Origin of the sequence: Streptosporangium sp. NPDC049046, assembly GCF_040649155.1 — a bacterium.
Taxonomy (GTDB): domain Bacteria; phylum Actinomycetota; class Actinomycetes; order Streptosporangiales; family Streptosporangiaceae; genus Streptosporangium.
This window is the reverse complement of sequence record NZ_JBEZEZ010000029.1, coordinates 13,534-33,912: the sequence shown is the minus strand read 5'-3', so window position 1 is coordinate 33,912 and position 20,379 is coordinate 13,534. Positions and strand designations below refer to the sequence as shown.

Sequence of the window (20,379 nt, the reverse complement as noted above, 5' to 3'; positions counted from 1 at the left end):
GTCATGCGGGTACGGACCTGGGCCGAGGTGGGCTGCTCCCACAGGTGCCCAGGGCGGTGCGGCAGGCTGGCGGCGTCGTGCGCGTACGGAGGATGACCGCACCAACGACAGCCCAGGGGTGAGGGCGGACGCTCGGCATGCCAACGGATACGGATGATTTTCGGAGTTCTACTACTGTGAGACACAGATCGCGCACCTCCAGAGTGCGGTCGAGGCTCTGCCAGGCGACGCCATTCGCCAGGCAGAGCCGTTTTTGATGTTCTTGGGCTCGCCGGTCGTGAGCACCCGCCGTTCCCCGCCGGATCGGGTCGCTGTTCTTTCTCGCCGCTGCTGCGGGCAGTGGATACGCGCGGAGGAGTTCTCGCCACACCTCGGCGTGCTTCGTCGGACAGGGCGGCGTCGCCCGCGTGCTCGGGGGCGCGTTTCTTCAGCCGATCGAGGGCATGTATCGAGGCGGTGCTCATGGGCGTCCATCTCTCACGATCCAGCTTGCTCAAGGTGCTGACAGCAGACCGCACGACCTGATTTGCTCGCAACGAACAGCAAAAACAGCAGGGAGTGTTTGGATGGCTACCGAAAGGAAAGGTGGTCGCGGGCGGCCGGCCAAGGCCCTCGACCCAGGCTCGTCATTGCTCGCCGCGCTGGGGTCCAGGATGCGCGAACTCCGTAAGGCGCGCTCGCTCACGCTGATGGACCTCGGCGAGCTGACCGGATACTCCTGGCAACACCTCGGCGCCGTGGAACGGGCTTCGGTCGCTCCCTCGGAGTCCGTGGTCCTCGCATGCGACACGGCGCTCGGCGCGGGCGGAACGCTCAACAACATGCTCCCGGGTGTCATCCGCGAGCAGGCGCATCTCCGTCACCGCAGCGAAGCCGCGCGTAGGCCCAGTTCGGAGGCGCCGGATTCCGGTGTCGACTGGGGACGGCTCAGCACGTGCGGCAAGCACGTTTCGGCGATCACCTCCGCCGTGGTGGAGGACATCGAAATGATCACCGTGCGCCAGCGCCGCCTCTACCACGAACTGACATCGGCCGAGATGCTCGTTCCAGTCGATGGCCACCTCGCCCTCCTGTGCTCTCTCCTGGAGGCTCCCGCCCCTGACAAGCTGCGGCGGCGAATCGCCTACGCGGCGGGGGAGGCGGCCGGGTTCGCGGCGTGGATCTGGTTCGATCTCGGTGACCACTTCGCGATGGGGCACCGGTACGCCACCGCCTTGGACGCTCTTGGGGAAGCGGGCGACAAAGGGCTTCGGTCCTACGTCAGTGCTTACCGTTCCATCACCGCGGATACGGCCGGACGGGCCGATGAAGCCGTTCGACACGCTTCAGCGGCTCTGGACACGGCTGGTCGTTCTGTCACCCACGTGACGAGGTCCTGGCTGCACGCCGTGAGCGCCACCGCACGTGTCCACGCGGGCGACGGCAGAGCGGCACTGGCCGAACTCAACAAGGCGAACACGGCCCTGGAACGGGCCGGTGACGAGCGGGACGAATGGATGTACGACTTCGACCGCGAGCGACTGCTCGGCTACCAGGGCAACTGCCTCCTCGAACTCGGTGACTACACCCAGGCCGCCCGTTCCTTCGAGCAGGCCATCGGCGGGGTTCCCGCCACGTGCGTGCGCCGCAAAGCGGAACTCACTGTGGACCTGGCGCAGGCACGCCTCGGAGAAGGCGAACCCGCCGAGGCCGTACGGCTGGCCCAGGAGGCGATCGCCGTATTCGCCCGGCGAGGATCGGTCGCCGGGATGTCCCGGGTCCACCGCTTCCGCGACCGGGTGGCACCCCGGCAACCCGAGGTCGCTCGCGAACTGGATGACTTCGTCCGATCATTATCAAGAGTGAGCCCTATCCCCGCTGAGGTCGTCGCCCGCGCCACCGTCTCGTACGACGCGGTCCAAGCGGTCGGTGAGACCGTCTACTGGATCGAGGGACGGCCGGACGGGGATGTGCTCGTGCGCTGGACCGCTGCCGACGGCCGCCAGGACGTGCTGCCGGAGGGGTTCCACGTCGCTTCCTACGTGCATGAGTACGGCGGAGGTGCCTACCTGGCCACCGAGCGGGATCTGTGGTTCTGCAACGCGGATGACCAGCGGGTCTATCACGTACGCGACGGCGGTCACCCTGTGCCGGTGACCCCCGCGTCGTCGGGAAGCTGGCGCTATGCCGACCTTCGTCTTCTTCCGGGCACCGGCGAGCTGGTCTGTGTACGGGAACGTCATGAAGAGAACGGCGTTCACAACGAGCTGGTCGTTCTGTCGGCCGAGCCGTCGATCATCGCCTCCGGCGAGGACTTCTCCATGTCCCCGGAGCCCAGTCCCGATGGGAAGCAGCTCGCCTGGATCTCATGGAACGCGCCGCTCATGCCGTGGGACGGCTCCCGGCTCTGGCTGGCCGACATCGGGCCCGATGGTGCGCTTACCGGTACGAGGCTGATCGCGGGCGGGGACGAGGAGTCGGTGTGCCAGCCGCGGTGGAGTGACGACGGGGTGCTGCACTTCGTTTCCGACCGGTCGGGCTGGTGGAATCTGTACGCCTGGCGCGACGGCCATGCCGAGCCGGTCATCACGGGGGAGTTCGAGGTCGCGGCGGCTCCCTGGGAGTTCGGGTATCGCACTTATGTTCTTCAGGGTGATCAGGTCATGGCCGTCATCCAGCAGGGGCCGCTGCACTCCTTGGTCGTGAAGCGCTCCGGCGGTGGTGTGGAACGGCTCGCGTTGCCGTACACCTCGATCAAGCCCTACCTAGCGGTGGTAGGCGGGAAAGTCGCCTTCATCGGCTCCAGTCCCACTCAGTTGCCCACGGTGGTGCTGGCCGAGGCCAGTGGTGCCGTTCATGAGCTGACGCCGGCCGACGTCACCCTTGACCAGGCATCGCTCGTCCGGCCAGAGCCTTTCACCTTCGGCACCCGCGACGGGGATGAGGCGCACGGCCTCTACCACCCGCCCTCGGAAGGAAGCGATGGGCCTCCGCCACTGCTTGTACGGGCTCATCCAGGGCCGACGGCGAATTGGCCGCTACGGCTGGATCTCCACGCGCAGTACTTCACGAGCAGGGGCTTTGCCGTCGTCGATGTCGACTACCGGGGGAGTACTGGGTACGGTCGCGCGTACCGGTTAGGGCTTCGTCATGGGTGGGGGACGGTCGACGCCACCGACTGCGCCGATGCGGCTCGTCATCTGGTGTCCGTCGGTCGAGCGGATCCCGGGCGGGTGGCGATCTGGGGGGCCAGTGCCGGCGGGTACACCGTTCTGCGTGCCTTGGCGATCACCGATGTGTTCGCGGCCGGGATCGCCAGGTCAGCCGTGGTCGATCTGGAGAGCTGGAGCAGAGCCGCACCGAAGTTCCAGGCTCATCACGCGGAGTTGCTCCGGGATGAGCTCTCCGGCGAATCAGAAGCCGCGATTCGACGTCCGTTGCTTCTGATCCATGGAGATGAGGATCGGGTAACCCCACTTGACCAGGCTCGGACTCTTAGTCGGCACTTGGGTTCCGGCTCGCGTCTGGTCGTTGTCACCGGGGTAGGACACAGCCTGCGGAGAGCTGCTGACATCCACCATGTGCTCCGCCTGGAGTTGGAGCACGTTTGATTGTCACTCCTCGTCTCTGCCCTCAAGCTTGGTCGTCACCTTGTTCACGGGCGGCGCCTTAATGGAGACCTTGCCGCCCCAGCCGGTGAAGCGGGTCTCGACACTGATCGTATTGCCCTCCCAGCCGGTGCTGTCGTAGATGCCAGTGGGTGGGAAGGACGTGGTCAGGCGCTGTGGCAGGTGGTTTCTGTCCAGGGTGAGCTTGAACGTCACCACGGTCTTGTCGCTCGACCGGAGCGGCAGGGTGGCACGGAACCAGGGCGAGACTTTGGCGAGCTTGCCGAAAGTGGTGGTGCCGCTGTAGGTGGTACGTGACTTCTTGGCGCCCTTGAGCAGGCTTGCCAGGGTCGCCGGCTCTGCGACGTTCACCAGCTGGCTGAACCAGCCGCCCACGCCGCCCGTCATGCCGTCCGAGCCCTTGTACCAGCTTTTACCGCTCGGCATCTTGTCGCGGTAGGTGCCGCCCTGAGAGTAGCTCGTGGTGCCGATCCGGATCGTCCGCCCGGAGACGGACGAGGTGAAGACTTCATCAGCTGGGCCGGGGCCCTTCGAGCTGATGTCGGAGGCGACGATCCCGCCTCGGCCAAACTGGAAGGAGCCGGTGCGCCGCAGGTAAGGCTGCCCCTTGCCCTCTTCGATCATGGTGGTCCGGTCGGTGAACCTCACCCCCTTGCCCGGAACGAACTGGCTCTTTAACGCCTTGACCGGGTCGGCAGGGGCGGCTTGAGCGTGGGCTTGGGCGGGTGCCCCGGTCACGAGCGCGACGGCCGTGACCGCGGAGATGCTCGCGATCATTCGCTTCATAGGGGTTCCTTGATAGTCCGGGAAAGGAAGGGCAATCTTCCCCGACCTTGATCACGGACGTGTCTCACCCCTGTGGGCCGTCATAGCCGAGCATCAGGAACACGGCTCGTTTCACAGGTGTCGGTCGTACCGATGCCTCGACCTGCTCGTAGGACGGCACGTCGTCGGTGATTGTGGCCCCTTTCCTCCCCGCCGCCGTGTTCGGTGAGATCCGCTCGGCCGTAGGCGGGGTCCACGGTTGGGCAGATGGGACGGCGAGAGGCACCTCTGAGAAGACCGAACGGGCATCCTTGCTGGTACCCCTCGGAACTGAGATGGACCTGGCCGAGTAACCTCGCTCGAACCGAGGTCGCGCATGCCGTACCTTCTCCATCTCCGAGGTACGAGGGAAGGAACCACCATCCACAACTACCAGCAGCCTGCGAAGAAGCCGGGAGGCGGATGCCTGAAACTCCTCTTGCTCGGTGTGGCGGCCCCCGTGGCACTGCTCGTGTACGTACTCATCGGGGCCGGTTCGAGGGACGAGCAGAGTCTCGCGTACACGCCCGCGGGTACCCCATCGCCCACTTTCTCGCCAGGCGTGCCCGTGCAGAAGGCGGAGGAGGTCCTCGCTGAGGTGTCGACCCCGAAGCCGACCCCGAAGGCGCCCGGAATCGGGGATGTGGTCAGGGACGGGAAGTTCTCATTCAAGGTAACCAAGGTAGAAAGGCGGTCGGTGGTGGGACAGGGACTGCTCGCCAAGAAGGCTCAGGGGCAGTTCGTTCTGATTCATGTGACGGTGAAGAATGTCGGGGGCAAGGCCGCGACGTTCTCCGATTACAACCAGAAGCTGTTCGACAGCAAGTACCGGGAGTTTAAGGCCGACTCTGGAACTGCGGTTATGCTCCTGAAGAACTCCAACGCCTACCTCAAACAGATCAACCCCGGCAACGGCGTCAAGGGGATTCTGCTGTACGACGTACCCAAGAGCGCCAAGCTCACCACGCTGGTGCTGCGTGACTCCGTCTTCTCCGCCGGTGCCAGGGTCGGCCTTCGGTAATCGGTGGTAGGCGTTCACTCACTCTCGAAGAGGCGACGCTTGTCCAACCTCGCGTCGTCATGTCGGTCTGTCAGGTGAGCTCGAACCAGACGGTGGTCGCGGTGGGGTCGCGCTGAAAGCGCCAGCGGGTCGCGAAGTCGTTGACGAGCATCAGTCCTCGACCACCCGTGGCGTCCAACCCGGAGTTCTTCACGCAGGGAATCCGCGAGGAGCCGGTGTCCTGGACGGCTATTAGCACGCCGTGCGGGACGAAGGCCACCGTGACGACGAACTCTCTCGGCTGTTCGGCCGGTTCCGTACCGTCCCGGGCGGTGTGGGCGGTTGCGGTATCGGTCGGTCTGGTGGCGTGTTCGATGGCGTTGGTGGCGAGTTAGCTGGTGAGGAGGGTGGCGTCGTCGCGCAGGGGGTGGTCGTCGCCGAGGATGTCGGCGGCGAAGGCGCGGGCGCCTCTGACCTGGTCGGGGGTGGCGGGGAAGCGCTGGGAGATGACGGGGATGTGCTTCGGTGTCGTCGACCAGCCGGGGGCAGAGCCGCGGCCCATCACGCGGAGCTTCTCCGCGATGAACTCTCCGGTGGCGGCGTAGTCCGGATGACGATGCTCCTCCAGTGGAGGCGATGGCTCATATCGACACGGCCAGTGCCTCTTTCGCGATCCGTGTCGAGTTGATGAGCGAATCGAGCAGCGGCTCCGGCAAGATCCCGGATCCCAGACCGGAGCGGGTCACCAGCTCCGACAGTGCCTCGCGTCGCACGTCGGTCAGCCCTATGCGAGGGCTACGGTATCCGAGCACGTCGCGTGCGGCGTATCCGTCGTCGGCCTCGACCGTCTCCGCGACTACCTGGGCGAGTACGCGGTCGGCCGCATCGGCGTCGGCGACGTCGGCGAGGGTGGCCACGGTCAGCCCGAGCCGGGCACGGAAGACCGCGTAGCCGGGCACAGGCTCCCGCCCGAGAAAGTGCCCGACCATCGCCGTGACGTCCCGGCTGATCGATGCGTCGTTCGGGGCCGAGCACATCACGTTCAGGCAGGAGTAGACCTGCTGTTCCCACGGTTGTGTCGGAGTGCTCTCTTCCAGTTCCGCGCGCGCCGCCAGCGGAGCTCCGCGCAGGCAGTGGGCGATGATCGCGGCTTGCCGCCCCTCCATGAGGTGCAGTCCGACGCCCCTGTGTGCCCTGGCGTGCGCGACCGCGTCGTCCCAGCGCCCGGCGAGGGCCAGGGCGCGGATCCCGTCCGCGAGATACTGCAGCCAGACCCACTCGCGTAGTTCGCGGTGCTCCTGCCGTGTGCCGGTGAGGTCGGCCAGCGGCAGCGTGCGCTCGTCGACGACCAGTTCGGTGTTCGTGATGACGGCCTGATACATCGCCTTCAGCAGTCGCAGGGCCTGCCCGCCACTGTCGGCGCGGATCTGGAGACGGGCGAGGTTGAGGACGGGTTCGAGCATGTATCTGGCTTGCGGCACGGTGAGCCGAGGGCCTGCCGCGAGGTAGACGTCGATGTGCTGCCTGCACAGTTCACGGGCCAGATCCGCCAGGCCGCAGTCGCTGGCCAGCAACGCGGCCTTGTTCAAGGCATGGGCTCCTTCGGCCATGCCATCCGAGCCCTGTCGTCCGGCCGCGCCCGCGATCTCGGCGATCTCGGTAACCCGTTCGGGAAGTGATGGGCAGGCGGGCCGGGGACGGCCCAGGAGCGGGAAGCGGCGCGCGGCGGCGCTCAGCGTCGCGATGTCCATGATCAGCTCCGGGGCAGGATGGCTTCGATCACCGCGCGGGCGAGGATGCCTTGGGTAGTGGCTGACAGGCCGAACCGGTTCCAGTGGAAGATCAGCACGTGGGTGAGGACGGCGCGCACCCCACGGTCGAGGCGGCCCCTGGCAGCCGCATCGCCGAGCCGGCGGCCGGCGGCCTCGAACGCGGCGAGCCAGGGCGCGGCGAACTCGACCGGCCCGCCGGGCGCGAACAGCGGGCTGTCGACCTGTGCGGGCAGGGCCAGCAGGGCATGTACGCCGTCCGCCAGCCGTGCGACGCGCGCGGCGTCGACGGCGGAAGGTGCGGGGCGCAGCCGGGCCACCCGGCCGAAGACGTCGCCGCGTTCGAACCAGTCCAGTCCCGCCGCGTGCAGCAAGCCATTGATCAACAGGACGGACAGCTCGCGACGGCCGAGGCCGGGAGCACTACGGCGGGCGTACTCCAGCACGCCGCGGCTGTCGGCGCAGAACAGGTCGTGGACGGCGTTCACACCGGCCGGTCCGCCGAAGGCGGTGATTTCCGGTTCGTACACGGTCGGCCACCAGCGTGCGAGCACTCCGGACGCGGTCAGCTCGTCGAGCACCTGGTCCACCGCCGCAGTGTCCGCTCCGCGCAGGCGTAGCCGCCAGCAAGGGTGCTTGCGCAGGAACCACCATCCGGCCACGGCCCCTTCGGCCTGAAGCCGGTCCAGGTGCGGCCCGAGCCACATGGCTCCGGCCGTCTCCGCGATGTCCCAGCCGGGGAACTGAACATGAAGCTGATACCACCCCGTTTCCGCGCGCCGCTCCAGCGCGGTGAGCCCGGCGGCCTGATACACCCGCAGAGCTTCCTGGAGGTCGGCCGGGTCCAAGCCGTTCTCGGCCGCGCTGGTTCCAATGGCGGCGCCCGCGAGGACAGCGAGCACGCCGTCCGCGATCTGGTAGGGCGGGACGTCGGTCAGGTGATCAGCAGGCATGCGTCCCATCCCGAGCGTGGCGGCGTGGCGTGCCGCGTGGTCTCCAGCACCAGGCCCACTCCGGCACCTCCGGTCAGCAATCCGGTCTTGTCGTCGCGTACGGTCGCCGTGTGCCGGGTCAGTGCGGCGGCCACTACGGGAATCCGCTGTTCGATCGCGGGGTTTCGCGCGTCACGGGCGGCTCGGTAGGCGGTCTGGTAAACCCCGGCCATCCCGTGGCACAGTCCCGTCTCGGTGATCCGGTGGAGTTGCCGGTCAGACAGGCACGCGGCCAGGACCTTCTCTGCGGCCTCGCGCCGCGTTGAATCGTCGGTGGCGATGGCCGCGAGCTGCTGGGCGCGGGCGATCCCGATCGCGCCGTAGCACCATGACGGACGGCCTGGGCCGCCTCGGGCGGGACGGCCGGTGCGCAGTTCCTCGCGGGTGAGCCACTGCGGCCACCACGACCCGTCCGCCGAGTCCTGCCGCCACCGGTCGAACCAGGCGTGCAGGCACTCGATCGCCTCGTCTTGGCCTTCGACCACACAGCCGCGAGAGGTGGCGAGGGCGAGCAGGGCGAGTAACCCACCGATTCCGTGAGCCATCCCGAAGTTCGCGTGCCCGCCAGGGGTCGGCAGAGTCGGGTCTGGGTCGTGAGCCACCCACCAGCCCGGCAGTTCGAGCCCATCGTCGTTACGCGGCTCGGTCAACCGGATGACGTAGCGCAACACGTCGGCGAGGATCTCGCTGCCGGGCATACGGCGCAGCAGGAGCGCGCCGATCCCCGTCAGCCCATAAAAGAGGTCGTACTCGCCGAACGTGGCGGCCTCGCCGCGTTCCATCCGGCCTGCGGCGGTTGTCAGACGCCTGTGAGCCAGGCGTAGGACGTGCCGGTCCAGGGCCGTGGCCGTGGAGCGGTAGCGGGAATGCCCAGCTGCGGCGGCGTGCAGCACGAAGTCGATCGCCGGAGCTCCGTAGTACAGCCCGGCGTGCGCGGCGGCGTCGATCGGACCGGCCGCAGCCTGCCGGATGTGTGTGTGCGCGCTCGCCCAGCCCCCGGAGCCGTTCAGGGCTCGCTCGATATGCAGGAGCGCGGTCCCAGCCGTCCCGGTCGCCAGGGACTGGCCTGCCACTTCGTCGGTGGTGAGCGTGACCGGGCCGGTGTTCACAGGGCATCGACCAGGGCCAGGCGGCGCAGCGCGGCGGCACGGGCGAGGCGATCGGTCACCCGCTCGAACGCCGGATCGACGCCGACGGCGCGCACGTGGTGCTCGTGCAGCAGGGTGCGCAGCGCGGTGACCGGGTCACGCTGGGAGGCGAGAGCGCGATGGTAGGAGGTCAGGGCCGCGTCCCGGACGCGCCATGCGGCGGCCACCGCGTCGCCGCCCGGCAGAAGCCGTACGGCTCGGAAATCCTCGGCGGGGTCGGCCAGGTGGAGCGCGTGGTCGCGGAGCGTCCGGTCCAGCGGCCCGGTCTGCTGTTTCAAGCGCCGGATCAGCGCCCGGTATCCGGAGGTGGTGTCGGCGGCGAAAGCCGCGGCCAGGTGTGCCATCGAGGCGGCGGCCAGGGCCTGGGCGGCGATCCCGGCAGCCTCGGCCATCGCGATCTGGGCGATGGCGGCCACCGTGTCGGCGGCGAACACCCGCTCGGCCGCGATGAGCGCCGGACCCTCACCGTAGCGTGCGGGATGCTGCGGGCAGGAAGCCAAGGTGAGCTGAGCGGGCAGGCCACGCGCCTGGAGGTCGGCGGCGAAGGCAGCCAGGTGGTCGGCGGCTGAGCCGTACTGTTCGGGGGCGGTGAGCCGCAGGAACACGGCAAGGTGCTGATCGGCTTCGAGCCGGATCATGTCGCGGTGCCGACGCACCCACCAGCGCTCCACCAGTGGGCCGAGCATGTCGACGAAGGCAGGCAGGTGACCGGTCAAGATCTCGTCGAACCGCGCGGGATTGCCTACGACCTGCGCGTGCACCAGCGCGGAAGCACCTGGCAGCAGGACGGCTCCCGGCGCCGTGGTCACCGGCAGCCTGCGCGGTGGCGGGGTGATCGCGGTCATCGGGATCAGCAGTTCCGTCGGTCGCCCGATCCAGTCCTGACAGCCGGGCGGGCCGTCCTCGGCCAGCTCGATCCGCCCGGCTCGCTCCAGCCGCGTACGCAGCAGGGTGCGGTCCAGCGCGTGCTCCAGATCGAGTGGAAGCCGTAGCTCCCCAGCGCACAGCACGACCCTTGCCGGTACCCGCCACTGTTGCCGCCAGGCGCCCACAGCCGCATCCCACCGGTCGCCGATGAGGGCGCCCGGTAGGTCGGTGGAGCTGAGGATCCATCGGGCGGCGGCCAGCACGGTGCGTCGATGGCGGATGCGCGGGACGTACGGCAGGGTGCGCGCGGCACCGAGGTCGAAAGGCCCGAAAACCGCGCTGCGCGCGTCGGCGACCTCGGCGAGAAACCGTGCCAGCGGTGGGGTCTGGACAGAGGTGTCCAGCGCATGCGGTATCCGGGGGACCACGCGCCGCCCGGTGGAGCGCTGAACCAGATACATCTGGTCGGCATCGACGGTGACCGCCAGGTCGTCCACGTCGATCACATCGCCGTCAGGGTGCTCGGACAGGGACACGACGTCGGCCAGCAATCGCGGTAGGCGCACCACGTTCTCGTTGTGCGGGCGGCGAGGCGGGAAGGACAGCTGCACCGCCGTCGCGGCGTCCTGGTCGTCCGCCGCATAGGACGCGGCCAACAGTGCGCGGTCGGTGTCACCGAGCAGAGGAGCGAATCGTCCGGCCATGCTCGTATGAGCGCGAGGTGCGGCGGTGACCCGTAGCTCGAAATCACCCCGGTCGATCGCCTCGATGGAGGTGGCATGCAGCGCGACACCGAGCTCGATGCGCTGCGGCGGCACGATGTCGGCGTACTCGCCCACGGTCAACGCCTGGATGTCGGTCTCGGTCAGCTCGATCTCCTCGGCCCCATCCAGGACCGCCTTCTGGATCAGCGCCAGCAGGACGGCGTCGCGCTCGGTCAGCGTCCGCCAGGCAGGCCGGGCGCGTGGCGCGCCGAGATAGCCACCGGGGTAACCGAGCCCGGAGTCGGCGACCAACTCCCGCACCGGCACCAGAGCACCGGGGCCGTAACGGGCGCGGAAGCGGACGTGGTAGTCGAGCCAGGCCGCCGAACCGAAGGGCCGGGGGGAAAGGCGTAGCAAAACGCCGGCGGCGAGTGTGGCCTCGGCCAGCACGTGCTCGGGGACGGTGATCCGCGCGTCCAGCCGCATGTCGGCGGCGAGCACATGCCCGGTGCCGGGTACGAGCGCGGTCATCCGCGCGGCGACCGACGCTCGGATCGCCGCGGCCTGTTGTGGGTCGACGCCGGTGTTGTGGCGGACCAACTGCGCGCTGATCTCCTCAAGCCGATGTAGCAGCGCCGCGATGTCGGCCAAATGCTTCGCGTCCGCCGTGTGTAGCGCGCCGATCAGGTGGGTCAGCCCGTCGGCGGCCGTCATCGGTGGACGCAGGCCGGTGATCAGGATGCGCCGGTCGACCAGGCCGTGCAGCAGAGTGAGGACCTTGTCCGGCGAGGTGGCCGGGAAATGGGAGGTCAGCTGGGCGGCAAGCGTGTCGAACCGTATCGGCGAGGTGGCCGCGGCCAGCGCGACCCGCACGGGCCGGGTGTGGCGTACGGAGATCTCTTGTAGCGGTCCGGGGGTGCGGGCACCCACCTGTGCCCGTCCGGCCACGATGAAGCGGCCGTCACGCACGATTCCGGCGCTGTCGGTCACCACCGTCAGATGCGGGCGTAGGTCCGGGCACCGCTCGATCTCGTCGATCAGGGCCGTGAGCCATTCGGCATCCGCGCGCACCAGCGCACGGTGTCGGGCGCCGACTGCCGCCGTCGCGGGGCCGACGCCGGCGGTGGCGACCCCGGCGAACATCCCGAACGGGGTGGCACGCCGTTGCCAGCGCAGCAGGTAGGAGGCCACAGACACGATGGCGCGACGCAGGTCGCCGCCGATGGCCGGGCCGGTGTCGGCGCGTAGGAGCTGGTCGATGCGTGATCCCAGGACCGGGCTGGCCATCCGCAGTGCCTCGCGCACCTCACCGCGACTCCACATCTTCGCCAGCCACGCCAGGCCTTCCCGTTCGATCGCGGCCGGGTCGGATACGTCCAGATGCGTCGGCGGGTCCAGGTCGCCCGGGTCTGTCGTCGCGCGCACCAGTACCAGGCCGGTGTGCCGATAGCGCGTGGGCACGGTCACGGTGATCCGACTCCTTCTCGGCCGGTCGTGGATCGCGCCGTCGGCGCCTCGCGTGCGAGGGCGCCGACGGCAGAGGGACTGGTTCAGGACGGGTCGTTGGAGCTGGTGCTGCACGCACTGGTGCCGCACGTGGCGCCGCACCCGTCACTGGTGTCGCACATCATGATCACGAGCGGCGTGGTGGCCTCGACCACGCGCATGTCCAGCTCGAACTCCTCGTCGGCGGCGACGGCGACCTCGGCTTCGGCGGCGTCGAGAGTCAGCGGTGGAGCCATCGGATCACACTCCTCACATTGCAGGGTTGGGGGTGGTGCGTCCTGGCCCGCGCGTCGCTCAGCTCGTCGCGGGCCAGGAGATCGTGACCAGTCCATGGGTCTTTTCCAGGACCGCCGAGCCTTCGGGGATCCGGGTGAGGTCGCCGCCGGTCGGCCAGAAGGCGAACGTGGGGGCCGGACCACTTCGGGCCTGCCGGTCCCACGCCTGGATCTGCTCGACCATCGCGGTCGCGGCCTCCTGACCGTGCGCTCCGTAGGCGCGCGCCCCGAACTCGACTCCGGCACCTTCCACGGCCGGGCGCACCGCCAGATAGGCGAACGAGTCACCGCGTACGACCCCGAAGGGGAACCACTTCCCGCGCTCCCCGGACAGTTCGGTTCCCTCGTCTGCGGCGAGCTTGCAGAAGCCGGGCAGGAAGCAGGCGAACCACAGGTGTAGGTCGGCGAACGAGATCCCATGCCCGATCGTGACGCCGGACCACACCGCGGTGCGCTGGGTCGCGAGCACGCCGTCGAGCAGGCTCGGGTTCTCCGGCACTCCGGTATCGAACCGGAGACTGACGTGGCGGCCTTGGGCGTCGGGGAGTCGGAAGACGGGCTCGGAGTGCTCGCCATCGCCCCGCATCGCGACGAACCCGCACACCTCAGCGGACGTGCTCACCAGATGGTCCGCTACACGCCGGAACGCGATCGAGCGGGTGACCCCGTTCATCCGCAGCGGCACGACGATCACTCCGTCCTCGGCCAGCTGATCCAGCCAGGCCGGAGGCAGATCCCACGCGCCCACTTCCCTGTTAGATGTACGTGTCTTCGCGCATCTGAAAGGGAGGTGGCGTGTGGGGTGGAGGGTGTACTGGACGCCGGTCCGGCGCTCGGTTGTGACCGATCGGGTCCCCGTATTGTCCGGTTGGGAAGATCTGGCGGAGCGGGAGGAGCGCACCGGAATCCATCCGGGTGACCCAATCATGTTGTCGCCGGACTGCCGGATCGATGAATTGCTGAGTTTGTTCTTCTGTCGTTCTTCGTTCGCGCGCTTGGCGTCGGAGACGAAGCGGAACTACACCGACGACTACCGGATTTTCTTCGACTTCCTGTGGTGGCGGGGAAAGGCGTGGACGGACGCGACAGCAGATGATCTATGGGATTTCGAGGATTGGCGGACGAGATCGCCGAGGAACCTCGAAAAGGTCGGTGCGGCCCGCTGGAACCGAGGGCTGGCGGCGCTGACGCGCCTCTACCGGTGGGCCGTGCGATGCGAGTACGTGGCGACGAACCCGATCGAGATGCGGGAACGGCCAGGCCTGTATGGCGAGGTCGTCGCGACACCGGCTGCGCGGGCGAAGAACGCCAAGTCGAGCAACGTGCACTGGCTGACACCGCGGATGTTCCGGCTCTGGGTGAACGTTGGCCTGCGCGGCCACACGACCAAGGGTCTGGTCGGCGGAGAGTGGGTGGGCCGGCTGGAGGACCGTAACGCGAGCTTCGCCGACCTGCTGTTCTGCTCCGGCTTGCGGCTTACCGAGGGCGCCTCACTGCTCACCCTTGAGCTGCCCGGCAGCGCGCTGGACGGCGGCAAGTACTACCCGGCCCGGCTGGCCAGGGCGGTCACCAAGTCCAAGAAGGCCAGGACCTTCTACATCTCCGCGTCGGCGCTGGTCCAGATCGAGAGCTACCTCCAGGCCGGGCGCGCAGCCGCGATCCGGCGCGCGCAGGCGCGGGATCTCTACGACACCTTGCCCGAGATGCGGGTCGTCACCAAGGTGTCCGGTCACCGGAAGAAGGTCCTGCACTGGCATAACCGGAACGGAGCCGAGGGCCGGACCGCGTTGAATGACGCGACGGTCGAGGAGCGGATGACGTTCTTCACCCCTGGGCCGACAGGGCCGGAACCGCTCTGGATCTGGCTGACCGAGGCGGGCTTGCCGTTCCGCCCACTGTCCTGGGAGAACGTCTTCCGCGCGGCGAACGAGCGCTGCGAAACCGTTCTAAGCGGGGTGATGAGCGAACCGCCGTTCGCCACCCCACACTCGGCGCGGCACTCCTTCGCGCTCTACATGCTGGTGGCCCTCCACCACGCCATGGACCTGCGGATGGGCCTCACGCCGGAGGAGCGAAGGGACTTCCGGCTGCTCTACGGCGACCCCTGGCGAATGGTCCAGGACCTGCTCGGGCACTCCGACGTCGCCACGACCCGCGACCACTACCTCGCACCCGTCTCGGATCTACAGCTGCGCTCGCTGCTCGCCGATCCCGATCCCGCCCGTTCGCAGGAGAATGCAGAGCGCTCTGACGAGCGGGTGACCACTTTGTTGGCCCGGCTGGCGCGGGAGAGCGAAGGAATCCAGGACTTCCATGAGGCGGTGGTCTCGTGAGCACCCGGGGCCGCAGGGCCGCCCGTCCTGAGCAACCGCATCACCGGCCGGTTCCGCTTGCCCCGCAGGGCCTGGTGGTGGAGCACCGCGACCGCAAGGGCCGTATCGCCACCTATGACTTCGGGACGCTGCCGATCGCTCCAGCATTGCAGCGGTCTTGGGCGGTGGTGTTCGCCGCGTTCTGCGCACCGGGCGGCGGTTGGGACTCCCGGCACACCAGCGAGGATATGTGGTGGCTGCTCGGCCAGTTCGCGCGGTCCTTGGCCGAGCACGACTGTCCCCCCACGGAAGTCGACGAGTTAACCCCGGCGCACTGGGCGGCCTGGCTGATCAAGATCCCGGTGGACAAAGGTGGAGGCTACGGGAAGACCACGAGGATCTCGGGCTTTCTGCGGGCCGACCCACGGCTGCGGGCCGACACCCGACAGGCTCTGGCCAAGCGGATGCAGAAGCTCAAGCCGCAGGAGAAGGCCTTCACCGAGGAGGAGTTCCACGAGGTCCGGACGAAGGCCAGGCGGATGTTCCGCGCCGCGCATCTGCGGATCCAGGAGAACACCAGGATCTTGGATGACTGGCGGTCGGGCCGCTTGGAGGAGAGGAGCGAGCAGTGGCTGCTCGGCGAAGCTTTGGATGTCTTGGCGCGCACCGGAGATGTCCCCCGGGCCGCCCGCGTCGACAACAACGGCAGTCAACGGGTGGATCACCGCTATGTGAAGGCGTTGGGCGGTGAGGACGCGTACTTCACCTGGAAGCGTCTCTATCTGAATCGGATGGAGGCCGCGGCGCTGGCGGTGCTGCTGGCGGCGGAGTTCGGGCTGAACGCCACGACGGTCGAGGAGATGGCGACGCCGCGGGCCACTCCCGACTCCGGAGAGGGCGGGTCTCCGACCTACCGGCTGGAACTGGAGAAACGGCGACGGGATAGCGGTCGACACTTCGAGACCCGGAACGTCACCGACCTCGGTGCTGACACCTCGGGAAGGTTGATCACCCAGGCCCTTGAGGCGACCGCTCACGCTCGCACGTTCATCAGGGGCTGCGGCAGCGACGTCGACCGCCTGCTACTCTGGCGCGCTCACCACACACCCCGGTCCAACGAGACGGTGCTGCGGGTGGGGCCGTTCGGAGCCGGTCTTCACCGCAAGGCGCTGCAGGACTGGGGCACATTGACCGGTCTGGGGGCCTCCCCGATGCGGCGGCTGCGCAAGACCACGAACGTCCTGCACCGGCGTGCGCCTAGCCAGAACTCCCAGGACACCCACGATCGCGTCTATGTGGTGACCGAACCGCAGGCGCAGCAAGCCGCGGTCCCCGTGATCGCCGAGGGCGCCGCCGACGCGCTGGAGGCCGCTCGCCGGACCGTGGTGGCCCAGCTGGCCGACACCCGCCGAGACGGAGACCAGGGGACAGCCACGGCCGACTGCTGCGGCTACCGCAACAGTCCGTTCGCCCCCCGCGGCCAGGCCTGCGACGCTTCGTTTCTCCTCTGCCTGGCCTGCCCGAACGCGCGTATCACCCCGGACCACCACCCCCGGCTCGTCCTGTTGCACAAGGCCCTTGACGACCTCCGGGGCGTGCTTCACCCGGACGTCTGGGCCGAGGACTGGGATGACGCCCATGCCCGCCTGGCCGATCTTCGGCAGCGGCTGGGAGAACCGACCTGGCAGGCCGCCACGGCCGAGATCTCCCCGGCCGACCATGACCTCGTCCATGACCTGCTGAACGGACATTACGACCGATGACCGCACTGGCCGCTGAACGCCCGGCACGCCCCGCCCCGGACACACCGATGATCAACTCCACGCTCATCCACGGCCACGACGGTCCGGTGGCCCGCTACGCCGATGACGCCTGGCCGCTCGGCCCGCTCTCGGACAATCCCAGCGCTGATCGGCGCACCATTTACTGGAACAAGGTCGTTGCAGTGCTCCGCGAAGAGCTGCGCTATCTGAGCTGGCTTTTGATTAACGAACCGGTCCCGGATCGGTTGCTATTCGACCAGGCCCCCTCCTACCGGTCCCGGCTCGGCGCCCCCAGGATCTACGCCACCGCGCTGGCCTGGCGGAACTTCGCTCGATGGCTCGCCCAGCGCGGCCTGACCTCCCTCGCGGACTGCTCGGAGCGGGACTACCGCGACTACATCAGGCACCTGACCGCCAAGGGCACGTCCAGGGACCAGACCAGGGAGGCACTGAACTGCCTCACCCGTCTTTGGGTCTTCGACTCCATCAGCGACCCTCCACTGGGTCTGCCCGAACCGCCCTGGCAGCGGGAAGGCGCCGACGACTTCCTGCCCGCCGCGACCAGCCGGGGAGAGAACATGACCGAGCCGATCAGCCCGGCCACCATGGGACCCCTGCTGATCTGGGCAGTGCGCGTGATCGATGAGTTCTCCGCGGACATCCTCACCGCCTGGCAGACCTTCCAGCGCATGACGACGGCCGCCGCGCAGAATACGGCGACCAAGCAAACGCTGGTCGCCCTGAATGCCTACCTCGCCGATCTCGCCGCGCATGACCGGCCGCTGCCCAGCATGCCCACGCGGAACGGCCGCGGAACCGCGAACACCTACATCAGCGCCCTCACCGGAGCCTCCCGGACCCAGTGCCACAGCACAACGAAACACCCAGCCTGGAGGAACTACCTCCAGCGCAACCCGGGACCCTGCCCGCTGCCGATGAAGATCACCGCAACTGTCGACGGACGGCCCTGGACCCGGGCCATCGACTTCACCGAGGCCACGACCTTGATGAAACACCTGGTCACCGCCGCATTCATCGTCGTGAGCTACCTGACCGGCATGCGCCCGGGAGAGGTCCTCGGACTCCGCGCCGGCTGCTGCCCGGACCCCGAATCCGGCCACCATCTAATCCACGGGCACGTCTTCAAGACCGCCCGTGACGACTCGGGCAACCATTTGTCCGCAGGCCAGCTCCGCGATGTTCCCTGGGTCGCGATCCCCCCGGTGGTGAGGGCGATCCGGATCCTGGAACACATCGTTCCCGACGGGCTTCTGTTCAGTTCGGCCGCCCACGACTTCAGCAGACGACGAGAACTCGTCGGCTCGGCCACGAAGACAGCCATGGGAGATCGGATCGAACGCTTCGTCACCTGGGCCAACACCTTGGCAGCCGACCTCGGCCGCCCCTACGAGATCATCCCCGCCGACCCGCACGGCGCGATCGGAACTGCACGCTTTCGCCGCACCCTGGCTTGGCATATCGCCCGCCGACCCGGCGGCTTGGTCGCTCTCGCCATCCAGTACGGCCACCTGCGCACCGCCGTTAGCGGTCACTACGCCTCCCGCAGCCGCGATGGCGTCCATGACCTCCTGGACATCGAGACCGCCCGCGCCACCGCCGACACCCTCGCCGAACTCAACGACACCCTCGCCACCGGCGACGGCATCTCCGGACCCGCTGCCCGCCGCGCAATTCAGGCCGCCGCACACGCACCCGCCTACGCGGGCGCCGTTCTCACCGCCCGAGACGCCCGCAACCTGCTAGCCAACCCTGCCCTGGCCGTTCACAACAACCCGCACGCCCTGCTGCTCTGCGTCTATGACCCCCGCAAGGCGCTCTGCCGACGCCAAGGCCAGCAAGCCGCCCCCAGTCTCGACCGCTGCGTCGCCGACTGCGCCAACATCTCCCGCACCGATCAGCAGGCTCACCAGCTCGTACTCAAAGCTGAGGCCCTGGAGAAACAGGCCGCTGGCCTCGTCCCCGAGCCCTTGGCCGAACGGCTTCGCGCCCGCGCCGACACTCTCCGTCTCTACGCCGATCAGCACGAATGCACTCGCATCACTCTTCAGGAGCCTTCCGCATGAGCCCCGCCCTCGACGAACGCGCCCGGATCCTCACCGCCATGGATCGCATCCTGAACGGAATCCCCCAGCATTCCACCGGAGCGCTCACGATCGTCGCCCTGGCACAGGAGGCCCAGGTCCCGCGCAACGCTCTCACCCAGCGACACGTCGACCTCAAGAACGACTTCTATGAACGCATCAGAGCACGCAAGGAAGTGCCCGAGACCGAGCAGAAACTCCGGAAGCAACTCGCCAAACTCAAGAAACTCCGGGCCGCCGAACTAGAAGAACTCCAACAACTAAGAACCGACAACGAGACCCTGGTCGGAGCACTTCACCAAGCACAAATGGAGAACCGGCAACTCCGCCTCGAACTCGCCAAGCAGACACCTCGCCTACGCGCTCTTCCGGGTCAACCTCGCCCTACCTCACCGCACTGATTCAGATTAAACACCACGTGTCAGGTCGTTCGGCTAACCTCATCGCTATGGCGCCCCCCGTCAAGGCAGAGACACTGCGCTCCTCGATAGCCAGCGCGCTCGCGACAACGTTCAAATCCTACGAGCTTCCCCAAGCCTGCGAAGCCCTTGGCCTGGAGTCTGGAACCGAGGACGAAGCTTTCAGGAGCAAGCATCGCTACGTCATGGCACGGCTACGCCAACGCTCACTCACCGAGCTGACGACCCTCGCGCTGCGCTTCCTGGATGAATACGACGACGCCGACCTGGAAGTGACCCTGGCTTCCCTAGGACCCCGTGGGGTTGATGGCGAGTTCAAAAACTTGATCTTCGCGGCCAACGGCCCCAAACCGAAGATCGTCCTCCGCAGCGCCATCAACAACGACCTAGAGATCACCGAGAACGCCGAATACTGCCTCACATACACGCGCCCTCTGACACCAGCAGGCCTGACCTGGCGAGACCTCATCACCTGGTGGCGAGAAACGGTTCCTGATCTGCGCAATGCAGACGACATCCAGGTCTCCCGCAACCTTTATGCGCGACTGCGTGCATCTCTAGATTCTCCTCCCGAAGAGATGTTGTTCGATATTTATGGCGCCTTCTACCCGCAGCCAGGCGGGCTTGATCTCCCTGCCCTGATTCCACAGGTCTATCTTCACTACGACCCCCAGCTGCGACGCTCCCCAGCTACTCCTGGGCCGCTGCCCCGGCAACGCATGGACTTCTTACTCTTGCTCCCGAACCGAAACCGCGTGGTCATCGAGATCGACGGCGTCCAGCACTACTCGACACTCACTGCGGATGCTCCATCGTCAAGAACGCCCGATCATTTCGACATGAATCCCGACCATCGGCGCCCAGACACGCGCAAGTACTCCGAAATGGTTTCAGAAGACCGACGTCTACGGCTCGAAGGCTATGAGGTCTACCGATTAGGCGGCTATGAGCTGATAGCTCGCGATGGAAAGCGAATCCTCCTGGACTTCTTTCACGCCCTGTTCGTTCGCCATAACATCGCCCCGTCTTAACCTGTGGAGAACACAGAGAGCTTGGTCGCAGGAGCGCTGACTGGCCATCGTGGGTGGAGACTTGAGCCAGAATCTTGCC

16 protein-coding genes are annotated in these 20,379 nt (G+C 67.7%); 7 read left to right on the top strand and 9 right to left on the bottom strand.

Features of this window, described 5'->3' with window-relative positions:
• Positions 1-566: 566 nt before the first annotated feature.
• On the top strand, positions 567-3,590 hold the full coding sequence (locus AB0B96_RS32235) for a prolyl oligopeptidase family serine peptidase (protein ID WP_362904817.1): 3,024 nt from the start codon (positions 567-569) through the stop codon (positions 3,588-3,590).
• A gap of 3 nt (positions 3,591-3,593) precedes the next feature.
• Here AB0B96_RS32235 and AB0B96_RS32230 read toward each other — a convergent pair whose 3' ends face one another.
• Positions 3,594-4,385, bottom strand: a complete 792-nt coding sequence (locus tag AB0B96_RS32230; protein WP_362904815.1) for a hypothetical protein — start codon at positions 4,383-4,385, stop codon at positions 3,594-3,596.
• A 364-nt stretch (positions 4,386-4,749) separates the two neighbouring features.
• On the opposite strand from AB0B96_RS32230, the gene AB0B96_RS32225 reads away from it, so the two are divergent.
• Entirely contained in the window at positions 4,750-5,433 is a 684-nt protein-coding gene (locus AB0B96_RS32225) for a DUF4352 domain-containing protein (protein ID WP_362904813.1), read from the top strand.
• Between the two features lie 70 nt (positions 5,434-5,503).
• On the opposite strand, the gene AB0B96_RS32220 is transcribed toward AB0B96_RS32225, so the two are convergent.
• From AB0B96_RS32220 to AB0B96_RS32185, 8 genes are all read right to left on the bottom strand, one after another.
• Entirely contained in the window at positions 5,504-5,692 is a 189-nt protein-coding gene (locus AB0B96_RS32220) for an ATP-binding protein (RefSeq protein ID WP_362904811.1), read from the bottom strand.
• A 111-nt stretch (positions 5,693-5,803) separates the two neighbouring features.
• A complete protein-coding gene (locus tag AB0B96_RS32215; protein ID WP_362904809.1) occupies positions 5,804-5,974 on the bottom strand; it encodes a hypothetical protein in 171 nt (56 codons plus the stop codon).
• A 79-nt stretch (positions 5,975-6,053) separates the two neighbouring features.
• Positions 6,054-7,163: a hypothetical protein gene (locus AB0B96_RS32210; protein WP_362904807.1), complete on the bottom strand. Its 1,110-nt coding sequence runs from the start codon at positions 7,161-7,163 to the stop codon at positions 6,054-6,056.
• 2 nt (positions 7,164-7,165) lie between these two features.
• On the bottom strand, positions 7,166-8,134 hold the full coding sequence (locus tag AB0B96_RS32205; protein ID WP_362904805.1) for a thiopeptide-type bacteriocin biosynthesis protein: 969 nt from the start codon (positions 8,132-8,134) through the stop codon (positions 7,166-7,168).
• Positions 8,116-9,282 carry a lanthionine synthetase C family protein gene (locus tag AB0B96_RS32200; protein WP_362904804.1) on the bottom strand — a complete coding sequence of 389 codons (1,167 nt, stop codon included), beginning with the start codon at positions 9,280-9,282 and terminating at the stop codon, positions 8,116-8,118. Before AB0B96_RS32200 ends, AB0B96_RS32205 begins: the two co-directional genes overlap by 19 nt.
• Complete coding sequence (locus tag AB0B96_RS32195) at positions 9,279-12,359, bottom strand: lantibiotic dehydratase (protein WP_362904802.1); 3,081 nt, start codon at positions 12,357-12,359, stop codon at positions 9,279-9,281. The genes AB0B96_RS32200 and AB0B96_RS32195 overlap by 4 nt, the downstream gene beginning before the upstream one ends.
• Before the next feature lie 83 nt (positions 12,360-12,442).
• Positions 12,443-12,634 carry an FxLD family lanthipeptide gene (locus tag AB0B96_RS32190; RefSeq protein ID WP_362904800.1) on the bottom strand — a complete coding sequence of 64 codons (192 nt, stop codon included), beginning with the start codon at positions 12,632-12,634 and terminating at the stop codon, positions 12,443-12,445.
• A 58-nt stretch (positions 12,635-12,692) separates the two neighbouring features.
• On the bottom strand, positions 12,693-13,421 hold the full coding sequence (locus AB0B96_RS32185; protein WP_362904798.1) for a hypothetical protein: 729 nt from the start codon (positions 13,419-13,421) through the stop codon (positions 12,693-12,695).
• A gap of 247 nt (positions 13,422-13,668) precedes the next feature.
• Here AB0B96_RS32185 and AB0B96_RS32180 point away from each other — a divergent pair, with 247 nt between their 5' ends.
• Genes AB0B96_RS32180 through AB0B96_RS32160 form a run of 5 tightly spaced genes read left to right on the top strand, consistent with a single transcriptional unit; the run spans position 13,669 to position 20,300 of the window.
• On the top strand, positions 13,669-15,006 hold the full coding sequence (locus AB0B96_RS32180) for a site-specific integrase (protein WP_362904796.1): 1,338 nt from the start codon (positions 13,669-13,671) through the stop codon (positions 15,004-15,006).
• A complete protein-coding gene (locus AB0B96_RS32175) occupies positions 15,003-16,748 on the top strand; it encodes a hypothetical protein (protein WP_362904794.1) in 1,746 nt (581 codons plus the stop codon). The genes AB0B96_RS32180 and AB0B96_RS32175 overlap by 4 nt, the downstream gene beginning before the upstream one ends.
• Entirely contained in the window at positions 16,745-18,832 is a 2,088-nt protein-coding gene (locus AB0B96_RS32170; RefSeq protein ID WP_362904792.1) for a hypothetical protein, read from the top strand. Before AB0B96_RS32175 ends, AB0B96_RS32170 begins: the two co-directional genes overlap by 4 nt.
• A complete protein-coding gene (locus AB0B96_RS32165) occupies positions 18,829-19,251 on the top strand; it encodes a hypothetical protein (protein WP_362904790.1) in 423 nt (140 codons plus the stop codon). The genes AB0B96_RS32170 and AB0B96_RS32165 overlap by 4 nt, the downstream gene beginning before the upstream one ends.
• 47 nt (positions 19,252-19,298) lie before the next feature.
• Positions 19,299-20,300 (top strand): hypothetical protein, encoded by a 1,002-nt coding sequence (locus AB0B96_RS32160; protein ID WP_362904788.1) that lies wholly within the window; start codon positions 19,299-19,301, stop codon positions 20,298-20,300.
• Positions 20,301-20,379: the final 79 nt, after the last annotated feature.